The sequence below is a fragment of the Kitasatospora sp. NPDC088742 genome (assembly GCF_055584905.1).
Genome location: NZ_JBVJLD010000002.1, coordinates 253,675 through 271,711 on the forward strand (window position 1 = coordinate 253,675; position 18,037 = coordinate 271,711).

Below are 18,037 nucleotides of genomic sequence, written 5' to 3' on the forward strand. Positions count from 1 at the left end.
TGGAGACTGTGACGTTCCTCTCAGCTTTCACCCAGCTTCGAGGGCAACTGACCATCCGTTCGAAAACGTCTGATCCCATCGAAGCGTCCGGGGGCGAACAGGTTCTCCGTGACGGTTGGCGACCGGACAAGAGAACTCGATGCAACTGACAGGCACCCCCTTCCTCATCGTCACGATCATCCTCGTGCCGATCTCCATCGCGGTCGCGATGCTGTTCTGGGGCAAGGTCCGCGGGCCTAGAGCGGCCAAGGCGCTCACCCGGCTGGTGATGCTGCTCTTCTGCCAGGTGACGGCCGTACTGACGGTCTTCGTCATGGTCAACAACGCCAACCTCATCTACGGCAACTGGGACGACCTGCTCGGCACCGGGGACCACGTCCGCGCCGTGCCGCACGTCACGCCCGAGGACCCGACCGGCAAGGCGAGCCACTCGCCCGAGCCCAAGGTGATCCAGCAGTTCAAGAAGGTCGACGACCCCAAGGTCCCGGGTGACGTGCAGCGCACCGAGCTCAAGGGCCGGCTCTCCGGGGTCGACGGCGAGGTGCTGGTCTGGCTGCCGCCGCAGTACGACAAGCCGGAGTACAAGGACAAGAAGTTCCCGGTGGTCGAGCTGCTCCCGGGCTGGCCCGGCTCGTCCTCCACCTGGTACGGCACCCTCCGGGTCTCCGAGCAGCTCAAGCCGCTGATGGAGAACGGCACCGTGGCGCCGTTCATCCTGGTCTCCCCGCGCACCCTGCTGCTGGGCAACACCACCGACACCGGCTGCGCCGACGTGCCCGGCAAGGTCAACGCGGCCACCTGGCTGGCCCGGGACGTCCCGCAGATGGTGCTGGACAACTTCCGCGCCGACCCCTCCTCGGACCGCTGGGCCGTCGCCGGCTACTCGGCCGGCGCCCACTGCGCCACCAAGCTCGCCCTGGAGCACCCCAACCGCTACCGGGCCGGCATAAGCCTCTCCGGGTACAACGACCCGGCCAAGGAGCCCGCCTCGCTCACCGCGAAGGACCCGGCCCTGCGGGAGAAGTCCAACCCGCTGAACATCATCAAGACCGCCGCCCAGCCCCCCAAGGTCGCCCTCTACGTCAGCGGCAACAAGGGCGACGGCTTCGAGGACGCCCTGGCCCTGAAGGCCGCCGTCAAGGCGCCCACCACCGTCCAGCCCATCGAGACCTCCGGCGCCCACTCCAGCGACGTCTGGAAGCCCATGGTCCCCGACGTCTTCAAGTGGCTCACCACGGTGATCCCCGCCAACGGCTGACGGAACGTCACGCCGAAGGGCCCGCTCCCCATCCGGGGAGCGGGCCCTTTCCGGTTGCTCAGGCCAGCTCGAGGGCGAGGTAGAAGTCGACCCGGTCCTCCAGGCGGGAGAGGTCACGGCCCGTCAGTTCCTCGATCCGGCCGATCCGGTAGCGCAGGGTGTTGACGTGGACGTGGAGCTGGGCGGCGCAGCGGGTCCAGGAGCCGTCGGAGCGCAGGAAGGCCTCCAGGGTGCGGACCAGGTCGGCCTGGTGCTCGATGTCGTAGGCGATCACCTTGTCGAGCAGGCGGCTGCGGAAGGCGCGGCGGACCTCGTCGGGGACGGCGGCCAGCAGCAGCACGTGGGAGGCGAGCTCCTCGGGGCCGGCCACGCAGACCCGGCCGACCCGGGCGGCGGCGATCCGGCGGGCGTGCCGGGCCTCCTCCAGGGCGCCGCGCAGGCCGCCCGCCTCGGTGGCGGGGGCGGAGACACCGAGGGTGATCCGGCCCTCGGAGCCGAGGCCGGCCTCCAGCGGGGCGAGCAGTTCGCGCAGCGCGTCGGCAGGCACGGGGGTGGCGGGGGCCGGGAGGACCACCACGGCACCGCCGCCGGCGCCGGCCACCAGGGCTCCGTCGGTGGCGTCGGTGAGAGCTTCCTCCAGGATTGAACGCACCGCCCCGTCGGGCAGCCCCGTCCCTTCCGCGCTCAGCACCAACCAGGACCCCTCGGTCACCAGCGGCCCCACCGCGTCACCCTCGTACCGGGCGGCCATCGCGGCGGAGGCGTAGAGCGTGCGGCTGATCTCGCCCGGGTCGGCGTCCCGCTGAAGGAGCGTCAGCACCTCGTCGGCGAGCCGCCGCCGCAGCCGTCGGCCCTCGTCGCGGCGGACCCGCTCGACCGCCACCAGGCGGGCCAGGTTCTCGGCCAGCTGCTGGCGCTTGACGGTCCATTCGGTGACGTCGCCCGCGACCACCAGCACCCAGTCGGCCAGCGAGACGTCCGCCTCCGAGCTGGCCGGGGCGGGCAGCAGCGAGTACGAGCCGCCGGCCAGCCGGGCCCGGTGCGGCGCGCGGCGGCGCTGGCGCTGAGCGGCCAGGTTGGCGCGGACCAGCTGGTCGCGCTCCTCGGCGGAGAGCCGGTCGGCGGGGCCGGCCACCACCCGGCCGGTGGGGGCGAGCACCCAGCAGTCCAGGTCGAGGTCGCCGCCGAGCAGGTCGAGCACGGCGTCCAGCCCGCCGCCGCCGGCGGCCGAGACCAGCAGGCGGTGACGGTCCACCAGGGCGGCCAGGTCGGCCGCCCGGTCGGCCGAGACCTGACGGCCGATGAACTCGGTGACGGTGCCGAAGGCGATGTCGTCGGGCACCGCGAGCAGCGGCATCCGGTGCCGCCGGCAGGCCGCCACCAGGTCCTCGGGGACCGGCCCGACCTCGGCCTCGCCGGCCGCCAGGGCGACCGCGCCGCCGCCCACGATGGTGCGCACGAAGCGCTCGGAGTCCTCCGGGCCGGTGCGCCAGAGCATGCCGGTGAGCACCAGCTCCCCGCCGTGCAGGTACCGGCCGGGGTCCTGGAGGTCGGTGGTCATCACGCCGCTGACCTGCCGGTCGAGCTCGTCCTCGGCGGCGAGCAGTCGCAGCCTCGGGGCCCCGGGGGCGAGCAGGTCTCGGACACGCATCCGGCGACTCCTTCGTCTGTGCTTGGTCCGTGCCGCTGGGCACTGGGGGGACAGTGTGCCCCATGGATCCGGAGGTCGGTGTTACGTATCAACCGACGCGTGGTCACGGGGTCGTAGCTTCCGAATCACGGGCGGATTACGGTCGTAAGTGGGGCCTCGCACATCGCTGTACAGGGCAATTGTCCGCCTTAGAGGAACGTACAGGATGCCGGGCGACGGCGAGGCGAGGGCTTCATGCCATCGGTGACTGCCAGTGGGCCGGGTCACAGCGGTTCACTGGCCACACGCCGAACAACCAGTGAAATCCCCGGGCAATGTGCCCACTGTCCGGCGTGACGACTTGAGGAGAGACCCGCATGGAGTTCCTTCGGCCCGCTACCTGGGACGAGGCGCTCGCGGCGAAGGCTGAGTACCCGTCCGCAGTGCCGATCTCGGGCGGTACGGACGTCATGGTCGAGATGAACTTCGACGTGCACCGGCCATCCGCGATTCTCGACCTGAACCGCATCACCGAGCTGACCGAGTGGTCGAACGACGGTGCCGTCGTGAAGCTCGGCGCCTCGGTCCCGTACACCCGGATCATCGACGAGCTCTCCGGCCCGCTGCCGGGCCTGGCCCTCGCCTCGCACACCGTCGGGTCCCCGCAGATCCGCAACCGCGGCGGCGTCGGCGGCAACCTCGGCGGCGCCTCGCCGGCCGGTGACGCCCACCCCGCACTGCTGGCCGCCGGCAAGGACGTCTTCGTCGAGGCCGCCTCCGTCCGCGGCACCCGGATGATCCCGATCGACGAGTTCTACGTCGGGGTCAAGCGCAACAGCCTGGAGCAGGACGAGCTGATCCGCGCCGTCCACATCCCGGTGGCGGACGGCCCGCAGCAGTTCTCGAAGATCGGCACCCGGAACGCGATGGTCATCGCGGTCTGCGCGTTCGGCTTCGCGCTGCACCCGAAGAACGGCACGGTCGGTACCGGGATCGGTTCGGCTGCCCCCACGCCGCGCCGCGCCGCGGAGGCCGAGGCCTACCTGGAGGGCGTGCTCGCCGAGCGCGGCCTGTGGGAGTCCGGCGACCTGCTGGGCACCGAGGTGATCCAGCGCTTCGGCGAGCTGGTGAAGGCCGCGGCCTCGCCGATCGACGACGTGCGCGGCACCGCCGAGTACCGGCGGCACTCGCTGGCCGTGATGGCCCGCCGCACCCTCACCTGGTGTTGGAACGACTACGGCAAGCAGATCAGGAGCGCGGCATGAGGGTCACTTTCACCGCCAACGGAAAGCCCGTCGAGGCGGACGACGTCTGGGAGGGCGAGAGCCTCCTGTACGTGCTGCGCGAGCGGGTCGGCCTGCCGGGTTCGAAGAACGCCTGCGAGCAGGGCGAGTGCGGCTCCTGCACCGTCTACCTGGACGGCGTGCCGGTCTGCTCCTGCCTGGTCGCGGCCGGCCAGGTGCAGGACCGCGAGGTCCGCACGGTCGAGGGCCTGAGCGAGGAGAACGGCGAGCTGGGCCTGGTCCAGCAGGCGTTCGTGGACGCGGGCGCCGTGCAGTGCGGCTTCTGCACCCCCGGCCTGCTGGTGCAGACCGACGCGCTGCTGGAGAACGACGCCCAGCCGAGCGACAACGACATCCGCGAGGCGCTCTCCGGCAACCTCTGCCGGTGCACGGGCTACGAGAAGATCATGGACGCGGTGCGGCTGGCTTCCGCCCGCAAGTGCGCGAAGGCGGCGGGAGAATGAGCACTCGCACCATCCAGGGTCAGAAGAACCTGCAGAACATCAACCAGGCCTCCAAGGACGGCATCGGCGGCTCGCCGCTGCGTCCGGACGGCAACCTCAAGGTCAAGGGCGAGTTCGCCTACTCCTCGGACATGTGGCACGAGGACATGCTCTGGGGCATGGCGCTGCGCTCCCCGCACCCCCGGGCCAACCTGCTGAGCGTGGACATCTCCGAGGCGCTCAAGGTGCCCGGCGTGTACGCGGTGCTCACCCACGAGGACATCCCGGGCTCCAAGTTCTACGGCCTGGAGATCAAGGACCAGCCCGCGCTGGCCATCGACAAGGTGCGCTACCACGGCGAGGCGATCGCGCTGGTCGCGGCCGACCACCCCGAGACGGCCCGCCGCGCGGTGAAGAAGATCAAGGTGGAGTACGAGGTGCTCACCCCGATCGTCACCGAGGAGCAGTGCCTCGACCCGCAGACCCACGGCTACGTGCACGAGCCGCACGAGTTCAAGTCGCACGGCTACGACAACATCTGCCACGAGCAGAAGCTGGTCTCCGGCCTCGGCGTCACGGACGAGGTCCGCGCGCTGGCCGACGTGGTGGTCTCCGGCCACTACGAGGTCGGCATGCAGGACCAGGCCTTCCTCGGCCCGGAGTCCGGCCTGGCGGTGCCCGCCGAGGACGGCGGCATCGACCTCTACGTCGCCACCCAGTGGCTGCACGTGGACCGCGAGCAGATGGCCCCCGTGCTGGCCCTGCCGGAGGAGAAGGTCCGCCTCACCCTGGCCGGCGTCGGCGGCGCCTTCGGCGGCCGCGAGGACCTGTCGATGCAGATCCACGCCTCGCTGCTGGCCCTGCACACCGGCAAGCCCGTCAAGATCGTCTACGCCCGCGACGAGTCCTTCTTCGGCCACGTGCACCGCCACCCGGCCAAGATGTACTACGAGCACGGCGCCACCCGCGACGGCAAGCTGGTGTACGCCGACGCCCGCCTGGTGCTGGACGGCGGCGCGTACGCCTCCGCCTCCCCGGCCGTGGTCGGCAACGCGGCCTCGCTCGGGCACGGCCCGTACGAGATCCCGAACGTGCGGATGCACGCCATCGCGCTCTACTCCAACAACCCGTCCTGCGGCGCCATGCGCGGCTTCGGCGCGGTGCAGGCGGCCTTCGGCTACGAGTCGCAGATGGACAAGCTGGCGGCCGAGCTGGGCATGGACCCGGTCGAGCTGCGGCAGCTGAACGCGATGTCCGAGGGCTCGTTCATGCCCACCGGCCAGCAGATCGACTCGCCCGCCCCGGTGGCCGAGCTGCTCCAGCGGGTCAAGGACATGCCGCTGCCCCCGCCGATGGACTTCGAGCACCTGGACATCCGCTCGGTGCCCGGCGCGCTCTCCAACACCTCGCACGGCGAGGGCATCGTGCGCGGCATCGGGTACTCGGTCGGCATCAAGAACGTCGGCTTCTCCGAGGGCTTCGACGACTACTCCACCGCCCGGGTCCGCCTGGAGGTCATCGGCGGCGAGCCGGTCGCCATGGTGCACACCGCGATGGCCGAGGTCGGCCAGGGCGGCGTCACCGTGCACGCCCAGATCGCCCGCACCGAGCTGGGCGTCGAGCAGGTCACCATCCACCCGGCCAACACCGAGGTGGGGTCGGCCGGTTCGACCTCCGCGTCCCGTCAGACCTACATGACCGGCGGCGCCGTGAAGCTGGCCGCCGAGGCGGTCAAGCAGGCGCTGATCGAGAAGGGCCGCCGCCGCTACGGCTGGCAGCAGAAGGACATCGACCTGGTCGGCGGCAAGGTGGTCTCCGAGACCGCCGGCGTGCTGGTGTCGATGGTCGACCTGCTCGGCGACGAGGCGATCGACCTGACCCGCGAGCACCACCACCGCCCGACCGTCCCCTTCGACAAGGAGACCGGGCAGGGCTTCGGCCACGTCCAGTACACCTTCTGCGCCAACCGCGCGGTGGTCGACGTGGACGTGGAGCTCGGCCTGGTGAAGGTGGTCGAGCTGACGGCCGCTCAGGACGTCGGCAAGGCGCTCAACCCGCTCTCCGTGGTCGGCCAGATCCAGGGCGGCTGCACCCAGGCCCTCGGCCTGGCCGTGATGGAGGAGATCATCGTCAAGGACGGGAAGGTGCGCAACGCCTCCTTCACCGACTACCTGATCCCCACCATCCTCGACACCCCGCCGATCCCGGTGGACGTGCTCGAACTCCCGGACCCGAACGCCCCGTACGGGCTGCGCGGCGTCGGCGAGGCCCCCACCGTCTCCGCCACGCCGTCGATCGTCGCCGCGATCCGGGCCGCCACGGGCATCGCCCTCAACCGCATCCCGGTCCGTCCGGAGCACCTGACCGGCACGCTCTGACACCAGAACCTCCCCGGGGCGGCCCACAACGTCTTCCCGCCGCCCCGGGGCGCACCACCAGCACCACCAGTACCACCAGCAAGGCCAGTACAGAACATGACGCACCATCAGGCACCACCCACGCTGCAGCCTCTCCCACGCCGGGGTCAGCAGCAGTGCGCCCCACCCGCACCGCTTGAGTGCACCTCGTGAGTCGATATGTCCCCCTGTGCCTCCTCCAACCGGCAATCAGGTCGACTCGCCCACCCCAACCCCCTATGAACCTTGGGAGTGGACATGACCCGGATCTCCACGGAGCCCGGCACCACTGACGACAGACCCGCTTCGGACGACTCCCTCACGCCGTCCGAGGCAAGGCCGCCGAAGAACGCGCTGGACGCCTACTTCAAGATCTCCGCGCGTGGCTCCACCTTCGGCAACGAGCTCCGCGGCGGCCTCACCACCTTCATGGCGATGGCCTACATCCTGCTGCTCAACCCGATCCTGCTCGGCGGCGCCGACAAGAACGGGGTCCACCTGGACCACGCGCAGCTCACCACGGCCACCGCGCTCGCCGCGGCCGTGACCACGATCCTGCTCGGCGTGGTGGGCAACGTCCCGCTGGCCGCCGCCGCCGGCCTCTCGGTCTCCGGCGCGATATCGGCGATCGTGGTCCCCCACACCACGTGGGAACAGGCCATGGGCCTCTGTGTGATCTACGGCGTCGCCATCGTGCTGCTGGTCGTCTCCGGCCTGCGCGAGAAGATCATGAACGGCATCCCCCTGCCGATCAAGCACGCGATCACCATCGGGATCGGCCTCTTCATCGCCCTGATCGGCCTCAACAAGGCCGGCTTCGTCTTCCAGGGCAAGGGCCCGCTGCTCTCGCTCGGCCCGACCGGCGAGCTGGCCGGCTGGCCGGTGCTGATCTTCGCGATCACCCTGCTCACCATCTTCGTGCTGCTGGTCCGCAACACCCGGGGCGCGATCCTGATCGGCCTCGCGGCCGGCACCGCGATCGCCTTCGTCGTGAACGCGGCCGCCGGTCTGGACGACAAGGTCTGGGGTCTCCAGGTGCCCAAGTGGCCCGGCAGCCCGGTGGACGCCCCCGACTTCGGCCTCTTCGGCCACGTCGACCTGTTCGGCGCCTTCGGCAGCCAGGGCATGGGCGCGATCTCCGCCTCGGTCGCGGTCTTCACCCTGGTGCTGGCCGGCTTCTTCGACGCGATGGCCACCATCATCGGCGTCGGCACCGAGGCCGGACTGGCCGACAAGCAGGGCCGGATGCCCGGTCTGTCCAAGGCCCTCTTCGTGGACGGCGCGGGCGGTGCGATCGGCGGTCTGTCCGGTGCCTCCGGCCAGACGGTCTTCGTCGAGTCCGCCACCGGCGTCGGCGAGGGTGCCCGCACGGGTCTCGCCTCGGTGGTCACCGGCGGCGTCTTCACCCTGATGCTGTTCTTCACCCCGATCGCGGGCATGGTCCCGGTCCAGGTCGCCTCGGCCGCCCTGGTCGTCATCGGCTCCATGATGATGAGTCAGGCCCGCCACATCGACTGGTCCGACCGCGAGGTGGCCATCCCGGCCTTCCTCACCTGCGTGCTGATGCCCTTCACCTACAGCATCACCGCGGGCGTCGCGGCCGGTGTGATCACCTACTGCGTGATCAAGGCCGGCCGGGGCAAGTGGCGCGAGCCCGGTCCGCTGATGTGGATCCTGACCGGCGTCTTCCTGGTGTACTTCGCCCTGACTCCGATCAAGGACTGGCTGGGAGTTCACTAGTACCAGAGCCGCTGTGCGGGGGAGCACTCCTCCCTCGCACGGCGGCCGGCCCGTTCCACCCCCTCTCGTCTTCCGTAAGGAGCCCCCGAACATGCAGGACATCGCCGAGCAGCTGCTGGCCTGGCACTCCTCCGGGCGCTCCTTCGCCGTGGCCACCGTGGTCGGCGTCTCCGGCTCCGCCCCGCGCGACCCTGGCGCGGCCCTCGCGGTGGACGCGGCCGGCGAGGCGATCGGCTCGGTCTCCGGCGGCTGCGTCGAGGGCGCGGTGTACGAGCTCTGCCAGGAGGCCATCGCCTCCGGCACCCCCGTGCTGGAGCGCTTCGGCTTCAGCGACGAGGACGCCTTCGCCGTCGGCCTGACCTGCGGCGGCATCCTGGACGTCTTCGTCCAGCCGGTGGTCCCGGGCGCCGACGCCGCGCTCGACGCCGGCATCACCTACATCGCCTCCGGCACGCCGGTCGCCCTGGCCCGTGCCGTCGCCGGGCCGGCCGGCCTGATCGGCGCCACCGTCGCTGTCACCGCCGACACCCACCACGGCTCGCTCTCCCCCGCCCCCTCCACCACCGGAGCGCTCGAACGCGCGGTGGTCGCCGAGGCCCGGGCCATGCTGGAGGCGGGCCGCACCGGGCAGTTGACGCTCGGTCTGGACGGCCGCCCCTGCGACGACCAGGAGCAGGGCACCGTCACCTTCTTCGTCGAGGCGTACGTCCCGGCGCCCCGGATGCTGGTCTTCGGCGCGATCGACTTCGCGGCCGCGGTGGTGCGGATCGGCAAGTTCCTCGGCTACCGGGTCACCGTCTGCGACGCCCGCCCGGTCTTCGCCACCGCCCGCCGCTTCCCGGAGGCCGACGAGGTGGTGGTCGACTGGCCGCACCGCTACCTGGACTCCCAGCTCTCCTCGATCGACGGCCGCACCGTGCTCTGCGTGCTCACCCACGACGCCAAGTTCGACATCCCGCTGCTGGAGCGCGCGCTGCGCCTGCCGGTCGGCTACGTCGGCGCGATGGGCTCGCGCAAGACCCACCGCGACCGCAACACCCGGCTGCGCGAGGTGGGCCTGACCGACGCCGAGATCGGCCGGCTGCGCTCCCCGATCGGCCTCGACCTGGGTGCCCGCACCCCCGAGGAGACGGCCGTCTCGGTCGCCGCCGAGATCGTCGCGCACCGCCGGGGCGGCTCCTGCCTCCCGCTCTCCGCCGGCGAGGGCCCGATCCACCACGACACCACCGCGGCGACCAGCGTCGCCGCCCCCGCCAGCGCCGCCTGACCTCCCTCTCCTCACCCGTCCGGGTGCGCCCGGTGGCAGTCGGCGGGAGCCTGGAGTAGGGGGTTCCTCCACAGGAAGGGCGGCAGGACCATGCGCATGCTCATCAGGGTCAAGTTCGACACCGAGACAGCCAACCGGGGCGTCGCCGACGGCACCATGCAGAAGTCCCTCCAGAGCTTCATGAGCACCCTCAAGCCGGAGGCCGCGTACTTCTCTCCCACCGACGGCCGCCGCTGCGCCTACCTCTTCGCGGACATACCGGAGGAGGCCGCCCTGGTGCCCCTGCTGGAGCCCCTCTGGGAACTCAACGCCGAGATCAGCGTCACCCCCTGCATGAACGCCGAGGACCTCGCCACCGGTCTCGGCCGGATCTCCGACGCCGGCTGACGAACCCTCAGCCCTCCTCCACGTCCCGGTACCGGGCGAACAGCCGCAGCTCCTCGCCGCCCGCCGCGAGTCCGCGCCAGCACTCCGCCGCCAGCCGCCGGGCCTCCGTGCCCGGCCAGGGCCGCGGCAGCAGCTCGGGCGGCAGCAGCGGGTCGGGCTCCATGGCCAGCGTGAACGCGGCGGCCAGCCGGACCGCCCGGGTGAGCCGTTCGGCACCGTCTGCGGGCTCTGATCCTCGGAACTCCCCTGCCAGCGCAGCCAGTTGCCCGTACCTGGCCGCGATCTCCGGCAACGGCCAGAGCCGGGCCGCCAGTTCGGCCGGGTCGGTGGTGGCGCCGAGGCGCAGGTCGGCGCTGGTGAAGGTGGAGACCTCCTCGGCCAGCCCGAGCCTCCCCGCCTCGGCGAGCACCGTTCCGGTGATCTGGTTCGGGGTCGCGTAGAGGCCGCTCTGCACCGGCGCCGCACCCAAGTGGCGCAGCAGCTCCCGGAGTTGGTCGCGCGCCGTGCGGCGGGACTCCGGCACGGCGAAGGCGATCAGTCGCCAGTGGCCGTCCCAGGGCGCCCGGCCCCGGTCCTGCCGGTAGGCGTACCGGACGTAGCCCGCGTCCGGGGTGAGCTCGCCGCGCGCGTCCGGCAGGGCCCGGATCACCGCCTTGCGGCCGCGGCCCTCCTGGGCGAACCGCCCCTCCGCGGCCAGGCGCTTGAGGCAGAGCCGGACCTGCTGGTCCGTCATGCCGAGCAGCGGGGCGACGGCGTACAGCTCACCCGCGTCCACCGTGCCGTCCTCGCGGACCAGGGCGTGCACCAGCAGCCTGGTCGACACCGGTGGCCAGCTGCTCACCTGTCACCTCCGTCCACTCGGCGGTGCATCGTGGTGACCGCCTCGAAGCCCATCAACTCCCGCAGCCAGGGCGTCCGTTCGGTCTTGACGGCGGTGAAGCCGTGCCGCTCGTACAGCGCCCGGGCCCGCGGATTGACGTCGATCACGTCCAGCCGTACCCGGTGGCAGCCCTGTTCGGCGGCCACCGCCACGATCTCACGCAGCAGCAGGCTGCCGAGCCCGGCACCGCGGTGACGCGGGTCGACCGCGATGCCGTCCATCGCCAGCTCGCCGGGGGCGGGGCTGCGCTCCATCAACGCCAGCAGCGCGACCCGGTGCAGCCCGCGGAGCAGGCCGTAGTCCGCCAAAACGTCCCGCGCGGTGCCGCCGATCAGCCCCTTCCCGCCCAGCTGGTACCCGGCCACGCCGGCCACCTCGCCCCCGACCAGGGCCACCACGCCCCGGTCGCGCAGGACGTGCCGCGCCAGAAAGGCCCGGGCCCGCTCGGGCGGGTCGAGCGCGGCCCCGAGCTTTCGGCCAAAGGCCTCCCAGTACAGCTCCGCCACCCGCTCCTCGGCGCCCTCCGGCACCCCGCGCCGCACCTCGGCCGTCCGCATGTCCGCCTCCTCCTGAGGTCGCTTGCGCTATCAATCCTAATACGCTCATTCTGAGAACGATCGTTTCTGGAGCGATAGTTTTGAGGTGCACCATGCGTCGACTGCTTGTCCGGGCCCTGGCCGCCGTGCTGCTGACCAGCGCCGCCCTGACCGGGGTGGTGCTCTGGCAGAACAGCTACGACCTGCGGGAGCAGCACGTCACCGTCGAGCACGACGGCCGGCGGCTCTCCGGCGTCTTGGCCCTGCCGCCCGACCGCCCCGACCGCCCCGGACCGTTCGGCCTGGTGGTCATGGTCCACGGCGACGGCCCGGTGGACGCCACCCACGACGGCTTCTACCGCCCCCTCTGGGAGTCCTTCGCCCGGGCCGGCTACGCCTCGCTCTCCCTCTCCAAGCCCGGCATCGGCGGCTCCGAGGGCGACTGGCTGGCCCAGAGCATGGACGACCGCGCCGACGAGACCCTGGCCGCCGTCGCCTGGGCCCGCACCCGCCCCGAGATCGACCCCCGCCGGATCGGCCTCTGGGGCGCCAGCCAGGCCGGCTGGGTCCTCCCCAAGGCCGCCGCCCGGGACCGCTCCCTGCGCTTCGTCATCGCCGTCTCCCCCGCCGTCGACTGGCAGCAGCAGGGCCGCTACAACCTGCTCGCCGAGCTGGCCGCCGACGGCGCCGACGAGACGACCGTCCGCACCGCCCTCGACCGCCGCGAGGCCACCCTCCGCCGCCTCCGGGAGGGCGCCCCCGACGCTCCCGATGTCACCCCCGAACGCTGGCGCTTCATCAGCCGCAACTACCGCTCCGACGCCACCGAAGACCTACGCGCCATGTCCGGCACCCCCACCCTCCTCGCCCTGGCCGGCCACGACCGCAACGTCGACACCACCGACACCGAAACCACCTACCGCCGCCTGCTCCCGCCCGGGTCCCTGACGGTCCGCCACTACCCGGACGCGGCCCACTCCCTGGTCACCGACTCCGTCGAGACCTCCCCCGTCCGCCTCACCCTCACCGCCGTCCTGGCACCCCGCCAACTCTTCGCCCCGGGCTTCCTCACCGACCAACGCCACTTCCTCGACCAGCTGGAGCACACCGGCTGATCAGTGACCAGGAGAGTCCAGCTACGCCTCGTACGGATCGACCGGCTGGTAGGGCTGGCGTGCAATGCCCATCACGCGCTCCGGGAATCGCGGGCCGGCGACATAGTGGCGCGCCTTGGTCTGCCCGACCGCCTCCAGCAGTCCGGTCCTGGTGAGGAACTGCAAGTCGCGCGTGGCCTGTTGGGTGGTGATCGCCTCGGCACGCTCGTACCGGGCGCGCCGTACGCGGCCGGCCATCGCCACTTCGTGCAGGGCCGTGACCTGACGCTCGCTCACACCGAGCGGTCCGACCTCGTCCTCCAGAGCGATCCAGCAACGGTTCGACCTGTCGACACGATGCTGCACCCGCTGGGCCTGCTGGTGGTAGGCAAGCAGGTTGAACTTGATCCACGGCCGGGTGTCGCGCTCCGGCGACCACACCGGACCCCCTACGACACGCAGCACCTTGTAGTACTCCCAGGTGTTGCCGGGCTGGCCGAGCCACTCCTCGATGGACGAGAACTCGGGGGCAAGGACGCCTCCCCTCGCGATGACCAGGGTCTGCAGGGAACGGGAGAGGCGCCCGTTCCCGTCGGTCCACGGGTGGATCTTGACCAGGTTGAGATGAGCCATCGCCGCGCGGATGAGGACGTGCTCCTGGGAGTCGCCCCCGTTGAGCCAGTCGACCAGTTCACCCATCAATCCGGCAACCAGGTCGTGGTCGGGACCCTCGTAGTCGGTGGCGAGCGGATCGCCGGGAGCCGTGATCCGCACCGCCCCACGCCGCCACTGGCCGGCCAGCTTCAGCGGGTGGTGGTGCCCCTGGAGCATCCAGTGCAGAGCGTTGAGCAGCTCCTTGTTGTAGCGGAAGTCCGGAGCGTCGTGGAGCGACTGGATGTACGTCATGGCCTGGCGGTAGGCCAGCGTCTCCGCCTTGTCCTCCTCGCTGGCATCCACCTCCTTCTCGCCGTCAAGGAGGTCCGCGACGTCCTGCTCGGTGACGCGGAAACCCTCGATCGTGTTCGACGCGGCGATCGCACTCGCGGTCAGCGCCTTCCGCAGCTCCTGGGTCCACTTCGTCGGAGCCTGCTGAACGGCGTGGCGCAGCTGTTCGCGCTTCGCATCAACCTGTGCGAGCACCTCGCGGTCGGCCGCATCGAGCTTGGGAGTTTGATAGAGCATGCATCAATGATACCCACTCCCTATCATTCCGACCCGCGTCGTACCGCGTGCATGTAGCAGCCGTACTCGACGGCGCGGACGTGGAGGAGGGCGATCTCGGGGTTGGTGAGGAGGTCGGCGGCGGTGGCTTCGAGGGTGGCCGGGTCGGGGACCAGGCGGCCGCCGAGGATGGTGCCGTGGTGGGAGTAGGCGCGCAGGACGCGGGGGCCGGTGTGCATGGCGGTGGGCCAGTCCGGGGCGGTGGGGCCGTCGCACGGGGTGGCGTGGAGGAAGACGGGGCCGCGTTCGTCGTAGGGGCCCGGGTCGGTGCCGGTGGCGGTGGCCCAGGGCGCGAGCGGGCGGTAGGCGGCGAGGGCGATCCGGTCGCCGGGGCGGGCGCGGGTGAGGCAGCAGCGGAGCGGGGCGCCGCCGGTCTCGTCGGTGGAGAGGACCGGCGGGCGGCCCGCGTCGTCGCGTACGCGCAGCCGCTCGCAGGTGGCGGGGTCGATGGCGTCAACGAGCAGGGCCGTGGTCTGAAGTGTCGTCATGTCGACCAGCCTGGCCTCCCGAGGACGCGGAGACCGGCGGTTTCACGACCTCGCGTCAGCAGGGGCCGGGCGGACCGTGAGCACCTCGGCGGTGCCGGCCACCTCGGCGGTCTCGTGCATGGTGATCACCTGTCCGGCCCGGATCCCGGCCCAGGCCTCGGGGGTGAGCGGGGCGAGCCGGGCGGTGGCGCGGCCGCCGGGCGGGAGTTCGGGGAGCCCCTCGACGTACAGCCGGGCCGTACGGAGGCCCGGGCCGCCCAGGTGCCACATCGGGCGCAGCACGCCGTCGGCGGGGGCGGCCCGGTCCCGCGGCCCGAGGGTCAGGTCGACCCGGACGGCGCCGAACCGGGCCTCGTACCCGCGCAGGTCGCACCAGGCCGCGCCGCGCGGCAGCCAGGCCGCACGGGCGGCCTCCCCCAGCGCGTACCAGAGGGCCGCCGGCTGCCCGGTGCCGTCGGGGCCGGCCAGCCGGGCGAGCGCGGGCTCCCAGTCGTCGGCGGTGAGCAGCGGCCAGACCTCGTCCTCCTGAGCGGCCGTCAGCAGCCCGGCGGCGCGCAGCAGTTGGAGTGCCTCGGCCATCAGTCGGTCGCGGCGAGCCGGAGGCCGAAGGCGACGATCACGGTGCCGGTGATCCGGTCGAGCAGGCGGCGGGCGGAGGGGCGGCGCAGCCAGGTGCGCAGGGCGCGGGCGAAGGCGATCAGCACGGCGGACCAGAGCAGGCCCTCGGCGACGTGGATCGAGGTGAGCAGCACACCCATCGGCAGGTGCGGGGCCCCGGCCGGGATGAACTGGGGCAGCACGGCCACGTAGAAGACCCCGACCTTGGGGTTGAGCAGGTTGGTCAGGGCGCCGCGCCGCCAGCCGGCCCAGAAGCCGCCGGCGCCGAGGTCCGAGTCGGACTCCGGTGCGGCCGGGCCGCCGGAGCTGCGGAGCATCTGGACGCCCATCCAGACCAGGTAGGCCACGCCCGCCCAGCGCAGCGTCTCGTAGGCCAGGTGGGAGGCGGTGAGCAGGGCGCTGATGCCGAGCGAACTGAGGGTGCCCCAGATCATCGTGCCGCTGCCGATGCCGGCCACCACGCCCCAGGCGCGGGAGCGGGCGCCGAGGGCGGCGGTGCGGAGGATGAGGGCGGTGTCGAGGCCGGGGGTCAGGGTGAGCAGGCCGACCACGAGGGCAAAGGACCAGAGTGCCGTGGGTATCTCCATGTTCGGTCAGCCTAGGGGGTGGTCACCGCGCGGGGGCCACCAGTCCGTCCGACTGTCCGGAGTCGCGCAGCGCCCGGGCGACGAAGCCGCTCGCCTTCAACTCCTCGACCAGCTCGGTGAGGTACCGGACGGTCCCGGCCGAGCGCCCCTTCGTGGTCCCGACGGCCTGGCGGATCTCCATGAAGCGCCCGTCCAGCAGCCGCAGCCCGGGGCGGGCGGCCACGTACGCGGTGAGCGGCTGCCGGATCCCTGCGGCCACCTCCAGGCCCTCCGCCTCGAAGACCGCCGTGCCCTCCGCGCCGCGCACCACCACGGCCTGACGGAGCGTCCGGGTGAGGTAGAGGTCGTACGCCGAGCCCTCCTTCACCCCGATCCGTACCCCCTCCCGGTCGGCCTCGGCGACCTCGCGGATCTCCGAACCCTCCGGCACCGCGTACACGCCCTCGATGATCACGTACGGCGCGGTGAAGGCGACCTCCGCCTCCCGGGCCGGCTCGACAGCCAGGAAGCAGAGGTCGGCCCGCCCGTCCGCCATCGCCCGGTACGAGTCGCGCGCCGCGTCGAAGCAGAGCAGCTCCACCGGCACCCCCAGCCGGGCGCCGACCTCCCGGGCGATGTCCACCGTGACCCCGCCGGGGACCTCGGGCGTGCCGTGCGCGAGCACCGGGTTGCCCAGGTTGACGGAGGCGCGGAGCACCCCGGTGGGTGCGAGGTCGGCGGCGACGGCGGCAGTGTCGATCATGTGGCCGATTCTAGGGAGTCGAGGGCGAGGTCTCAGTCCGTCGGGCGGACGCGCTCGGCGACCGGGCGGAACTCCTGGACGGTGGCGTCGTACTCGACGTGCTGACCGGCCGTCAGTTCGTGGGGCTCGGGGGCCAGGATCGAGTCGTGGTAGACGGTGAGTTCGGGGCTGCCGTCGTCGGGGGTGATGTATCCGTAGCCGTGGTGCATGTTGTAGCTCTTGATGCGTCCGGTGGCCATGGTGTCCTCCAGGAACGAGGGGTTCGGCTCTCCCCAGTATCGGCGCGGGCGCGCGGGTCAGCCCAGCGGGAGGGTGGCGGTGATGCGGAAGCCGGAGTGGTACGGGGCGGCGGTGAGTTCGCCGCCGAAGACGGCGATGCGTTCGGCGATGCCGAGCAGGCCGTGGCCGGTGGAGAGGGCGTGGCGGGCGGCGGGGGTGCGGCCGGCGCCGTCGTCGGTGACCTCGACCCGGAGGGCGTCGGTCCAGCGGAGGCGGACGGTGGCGCGGGTGCCGGGGCCGGCGTGCTTGGCGATGTTGGTGACGGCCTCCTGCACCAGGCGGTAAACCGTCATGTCGACACTCTCCGCCAGCGGCACCGGGGTGCCGTCGGTGAGCAGCTCGACCTCCAGGCCGGTGCGGCGGGCCTCGGCGAGCAGCCGCTCCAGGTCGGCCAGGCCGCGCCGGTCGAGGCTCTCCTCGCCGACCAGGCCGGTGGAGCGCAGCAGCCGCAGCATCCGGCGCAGCTCCCCGATCGCCGAACGCCCCACCTCCTCGATGTGCCCGAAGGCCTCGGCGGAGGGGCCGGCCGAGGAGGCCCGCCCGGCCTCGGCCCGCATCACCATCACGGCCACCGCGTTGGCCACCACGTCGTGCAGCTCGCGGGCGACCAGGGTGCGCTCCTGCACCACGGCCCGGCGGGCCTGCTCCAGCTGCTCGCGGTCGTGCTCGGCAGCGGTCCGGTTGGCCCCCGTCCAGCGGGCCACGGCCCAGGCGGCGCTGGTCAGCCAGAGGTAGAAGACCAGGGTGGAGACCAGCGCGGCCAGCTCGAAGCCGGGCATCGACTGGTCGGTGACCACGTAGCGGATCTTCAACGCCATCGGAGCGAAGCTGAGCAGCAGCGCCCCCGCCGCGACCGGCAGCCGGCGGCGCTCGGCCACCGTGAAGAGGGCGATCAGGAAGCCCAGGTAGGGCGTGAAGTAGAAGGTGTCCTGATACAGGGTCAGCACGGCCGTGCCGGTGGCCAGTGCCCAGAGCAGCAGGAAGGCGGCGGCCGGGTGGCGCTGGCGCAGCAGCAGGCCACCGAACTCCGGCAGGGCCAGCAGCAGCACCAGCAGCCGGTCCCCGCCGGTGGCGGCCGGGGAGAACAGGCCGCCCCAGAACAGCACGTCGGCGGAGGTGGCGACCACCGCCAGGGCGAGGTCCTGCGCCCAGGGCGAGCGCGGCCAGCGGACGGACACGGCCGTCGCC

At 72.1% G+C, this 18,037-nt stretch carries 18 protein-coding genes; 8 read left to right on the top strand and 10 right to left on the bottom strand.

Annotated elements, in window-relative coordinates; translation table 11 throughout:
• Positions 1-139: 139 nt before the first annotated feature.
• Positions 140-1,258, top strand: coding sequence for an alpha/beta hydrolase (locus tag ACZ6ZR_RS03310; RefSeq protein ID WP_465638859.1), 1,119 nt, complete (start codon positions 140-142; stop codon positions 1,256-1,258).
• 58 nt (positions 1,259-1,316) lie between these two features.
• On the opposite strand, the gene ACZ6ZR_RS03315 is transcribed toward ACZ6ZR_RS03310, so the two are convergent.
• A complete protein-coding gene (locus tag ACZ6ZR_RS03315) occupies positions 1,317-2,909 on the bottom strand; it encodes a PucR family transcriptional regulator (RefSeq protein WP_465638861.1) in 1,593 nt (530 codons plus the stop codon).
• 356 nt (positions 2,910-3,265) lie between these two features.
• Between ACZ6ZR_RS03315 and ACZ6ZR_RS03320 the strand changes: the two genes are divergently transcribed.
• The 6 genes from ACZ6ZR_RS03320 to ACZ6ZR_RS03345 all read left to right on the top strand — a co-directional run bounded on the left by ACZ6ZR_RS03320 (position 3,266) and on the right by ACZ6ZR_RS03345 (position 10,404).
• Positions 3,266-4,153: an FAD binding domain-containing protein gene (locus ACZ6ZR_RS03320; RefSeq protein ID WP_465638862.1), complete on the top strand. Its 888-nt coding sequence runs from the start codon at positions 3,266-3,268 to the stop codon at positions 4,151-4,153.
• Positions 4,150-4,635 (top strand): (2Fe-2S)-binding protein, encoded by a 486-nt coding sequence (locus ACZ6ZR_RS03325; protein ID WP_396294161.1) that lies wholly within the window; start codon positions 4,150-4,152, stop codon positions 4,633-4,635. Before ACZ6ZR_RS03320 ends, ACZ6ZR_RS03325 begins: the two co-directional genes overlap by 4 nt.
• Positions 4,632-6,992, top strand: a complete 2,361-nt coding sequence (pucD, locus tag ACZ6ZR_RS03330; RefSeq protein WP_465638864.1) for a xanthine dehydrogenase subunit D — start codon at positions 4,632-4,634, stop codon at positions 6,990-6,992. The genes ACZ6ZR_RS03325 and pucD overlap by 4 nt, the downstream gene beginning before the upstream one ends.
• 276 nt (positions 6,993-7,268) lie before the next feature.
• On the top strand, positions 7,269-8,750 hold the full coding sequence (locus tag ACZ6ZR_RS03335; RefSeq protein WP_465638866.1) for an NCS2 family permease: 1,482 nt from the start codon (positions 7,269-7,271) through the stop codon (positions 8,748-8,750).
• A 91-nt stretch (positions 8,751-8,841) separates the two neighbouring features.
• Positions 8,842-10,017 carry an XdhC family protein gene (locus ACZ6ZR_RS03340; RefSeq protein WP_465638868.1) on the top strand — a complete coding sequence of 392 codons (1,176 nt, stop codon included), beginning with the start codon at positions 8,842-8,844 and terminating at the stop codon, positions 10,015-10,017.
• Positions 10,018-10,113: 96 nt separating this feature from the next.
• Complete coding sequence (locus ACZ6ZR_RS03345; protein WP_465638870.1) at positions 10,114-10,404, top strand: hypothetical protein; 291 nt, start codon at positions 10,114-10,116, stop codon at positions 10,402-10,404.
• A gap of 7 nt (positions 10,405-10,411) precedes the next feature.
• Here the strand turns inward: ACZ6ZR_RS03345 and ACZ6ZR_RS03350 are convergent, their stop codons facing one another.
• A complete protein-coding gene (locus tag ACZ6ZR_RS03350) occupies positions 10,412-11,245 on the bottom strand; it encodes a PaaX family transcriptional regulator C-terminal domain-containing protein (protein ID WP_465638872.1) in 834 nt (277 codons plus the stop codon).
• The gene (locus ACZ6ZR_RS03355) at positions 11,242-11,841 is read right to left on the bottom strand and encodes a GNAT family N-acetyltransferase (protein ID WP_465638873.1); all 600 of its coding nucleotides are present in this window, start codon (positions 11,839-11,841) and stop codon (positions 11,242-11,244) included. Before ACZ6ZR_RS03355 ends, ACZ6ZR_RS03350 begins: the two co-directional genes overlap by 4 nt.
• A gap of 92 nt (positions 11,842-11,933) precedes the next feature.
• Between ACZ6ZR_RS03355 and ACZ6ZR_RS03360 the strand changes: the two genes are divergently transcribed.
• A complete protein-coding gene (locus ACZ6ZR_RS03360; protein ID WP_465638875.1) occupies positions 11,934-12,935 on the top strand; it encodes an alpha/beta hydrolase family protein in 1,002 nt (333 codons plus the stop codon).
• Positions 12,936-12,956: 21 nt separating this feature from the next.
• Here the strand turns inward: ACZ6ZR_RS03360 and ACZ6ZR_RS03365 are convergent, their stop codons facing one another.
• Genes ACZ6ZR_RS03365 through ACZ6ZR_RS03395 form a run of 7 tightly spaced genes read right to left on the bottom strand, consistent with a single transcriptional unit; the run spans position 12,957 to position 18,027 of the window.
• Positions 12,957-14,096 (bottom strand): Fic family protein, encoded by a 1,140-nt coding sequence (locus ACZ6ZR_RS03365; protein WP_465638877.1) that lies wholly within the window; start codon positions 14,094-14,096, stop codon positions 12,957-12,959.
• Positions 14,097-14,119: 23 nt separating this feature from the next.
• A complete protein-coding gene (locus ACZ6ZR_RS03370) occupies positions 14,120-14,623 on the bottom strand; it encodes a DUF1203 domain-containing protein (protein ID WP_465638879.1) in 504 nt (167 codons plus the stop codon).
• 42 nt (positions 14,624-14,665) lie between these two features.
• On the bottom strand, positions 14,666-15,202 hold the full coding sequence (locus ACZ6ZR_RS03375; protein ID WP_465638881.1) for a hypothetical protein: 537 nt from the start codon (positions 15,200-15,202) through the stop codon (positions 14,666-14,668).
• On the bottom strand, positions 15,202-15,828 hold the full coding sequence (locus ACZ6ZR_RS03380; protein WP_465638883.1) for a LysE family translocator: 627 nt from the start codon (positions 15,826-15,828) through the stop codon (positions 15,202-15,204). Before ACZ6ZR_RS03380 ends, ACZ6ZR_RS03375 begins: the two co-directional genes overlap by 1 nt.
• A gap of 22 nt (positions 15,829-15,850) precedes the next feature.
• Positions 15,851-16,570: a transporter substrate-binding domain-containing protein gene (locus ACZ6ZR_RS03385; RefSeq protein WP_465638885.1), complete on the bottom strand. Its 720-nt coding sequence runs from the start codon at positions 16,568-16,570 to the stop codon at positions 15,851-15,853.
• Positions 16,571-16,602: 32 nt separating this feature from the next.
• A complete protein-coding gene (locus ACZ6ZR_RS03390) occupies positions 16,603-16,809 on the bottom strand; it encodes a cold-shock protein (protein ID WP_465638887.1) in 207 nt (68 codons plus the stop codon).
• 57 nt (positions 16,810-16,866) lie between these two features.
• Positions 16,867-18,027 carry a sensor histidine kinase gene (locus ACZ6ZR_RS03395; protein ID WP_465638889.1) on the bottom strand — a complete coding sequence of 387 codons (1,161 nt, stop codon included), beginning with the start codon at positions 18,025-18,027 and terminating at the stop codon, positions 16,867-16,869.
• Between the last annotated feature and the right edge of the window lie 10 nt (positions 18,028-18,037).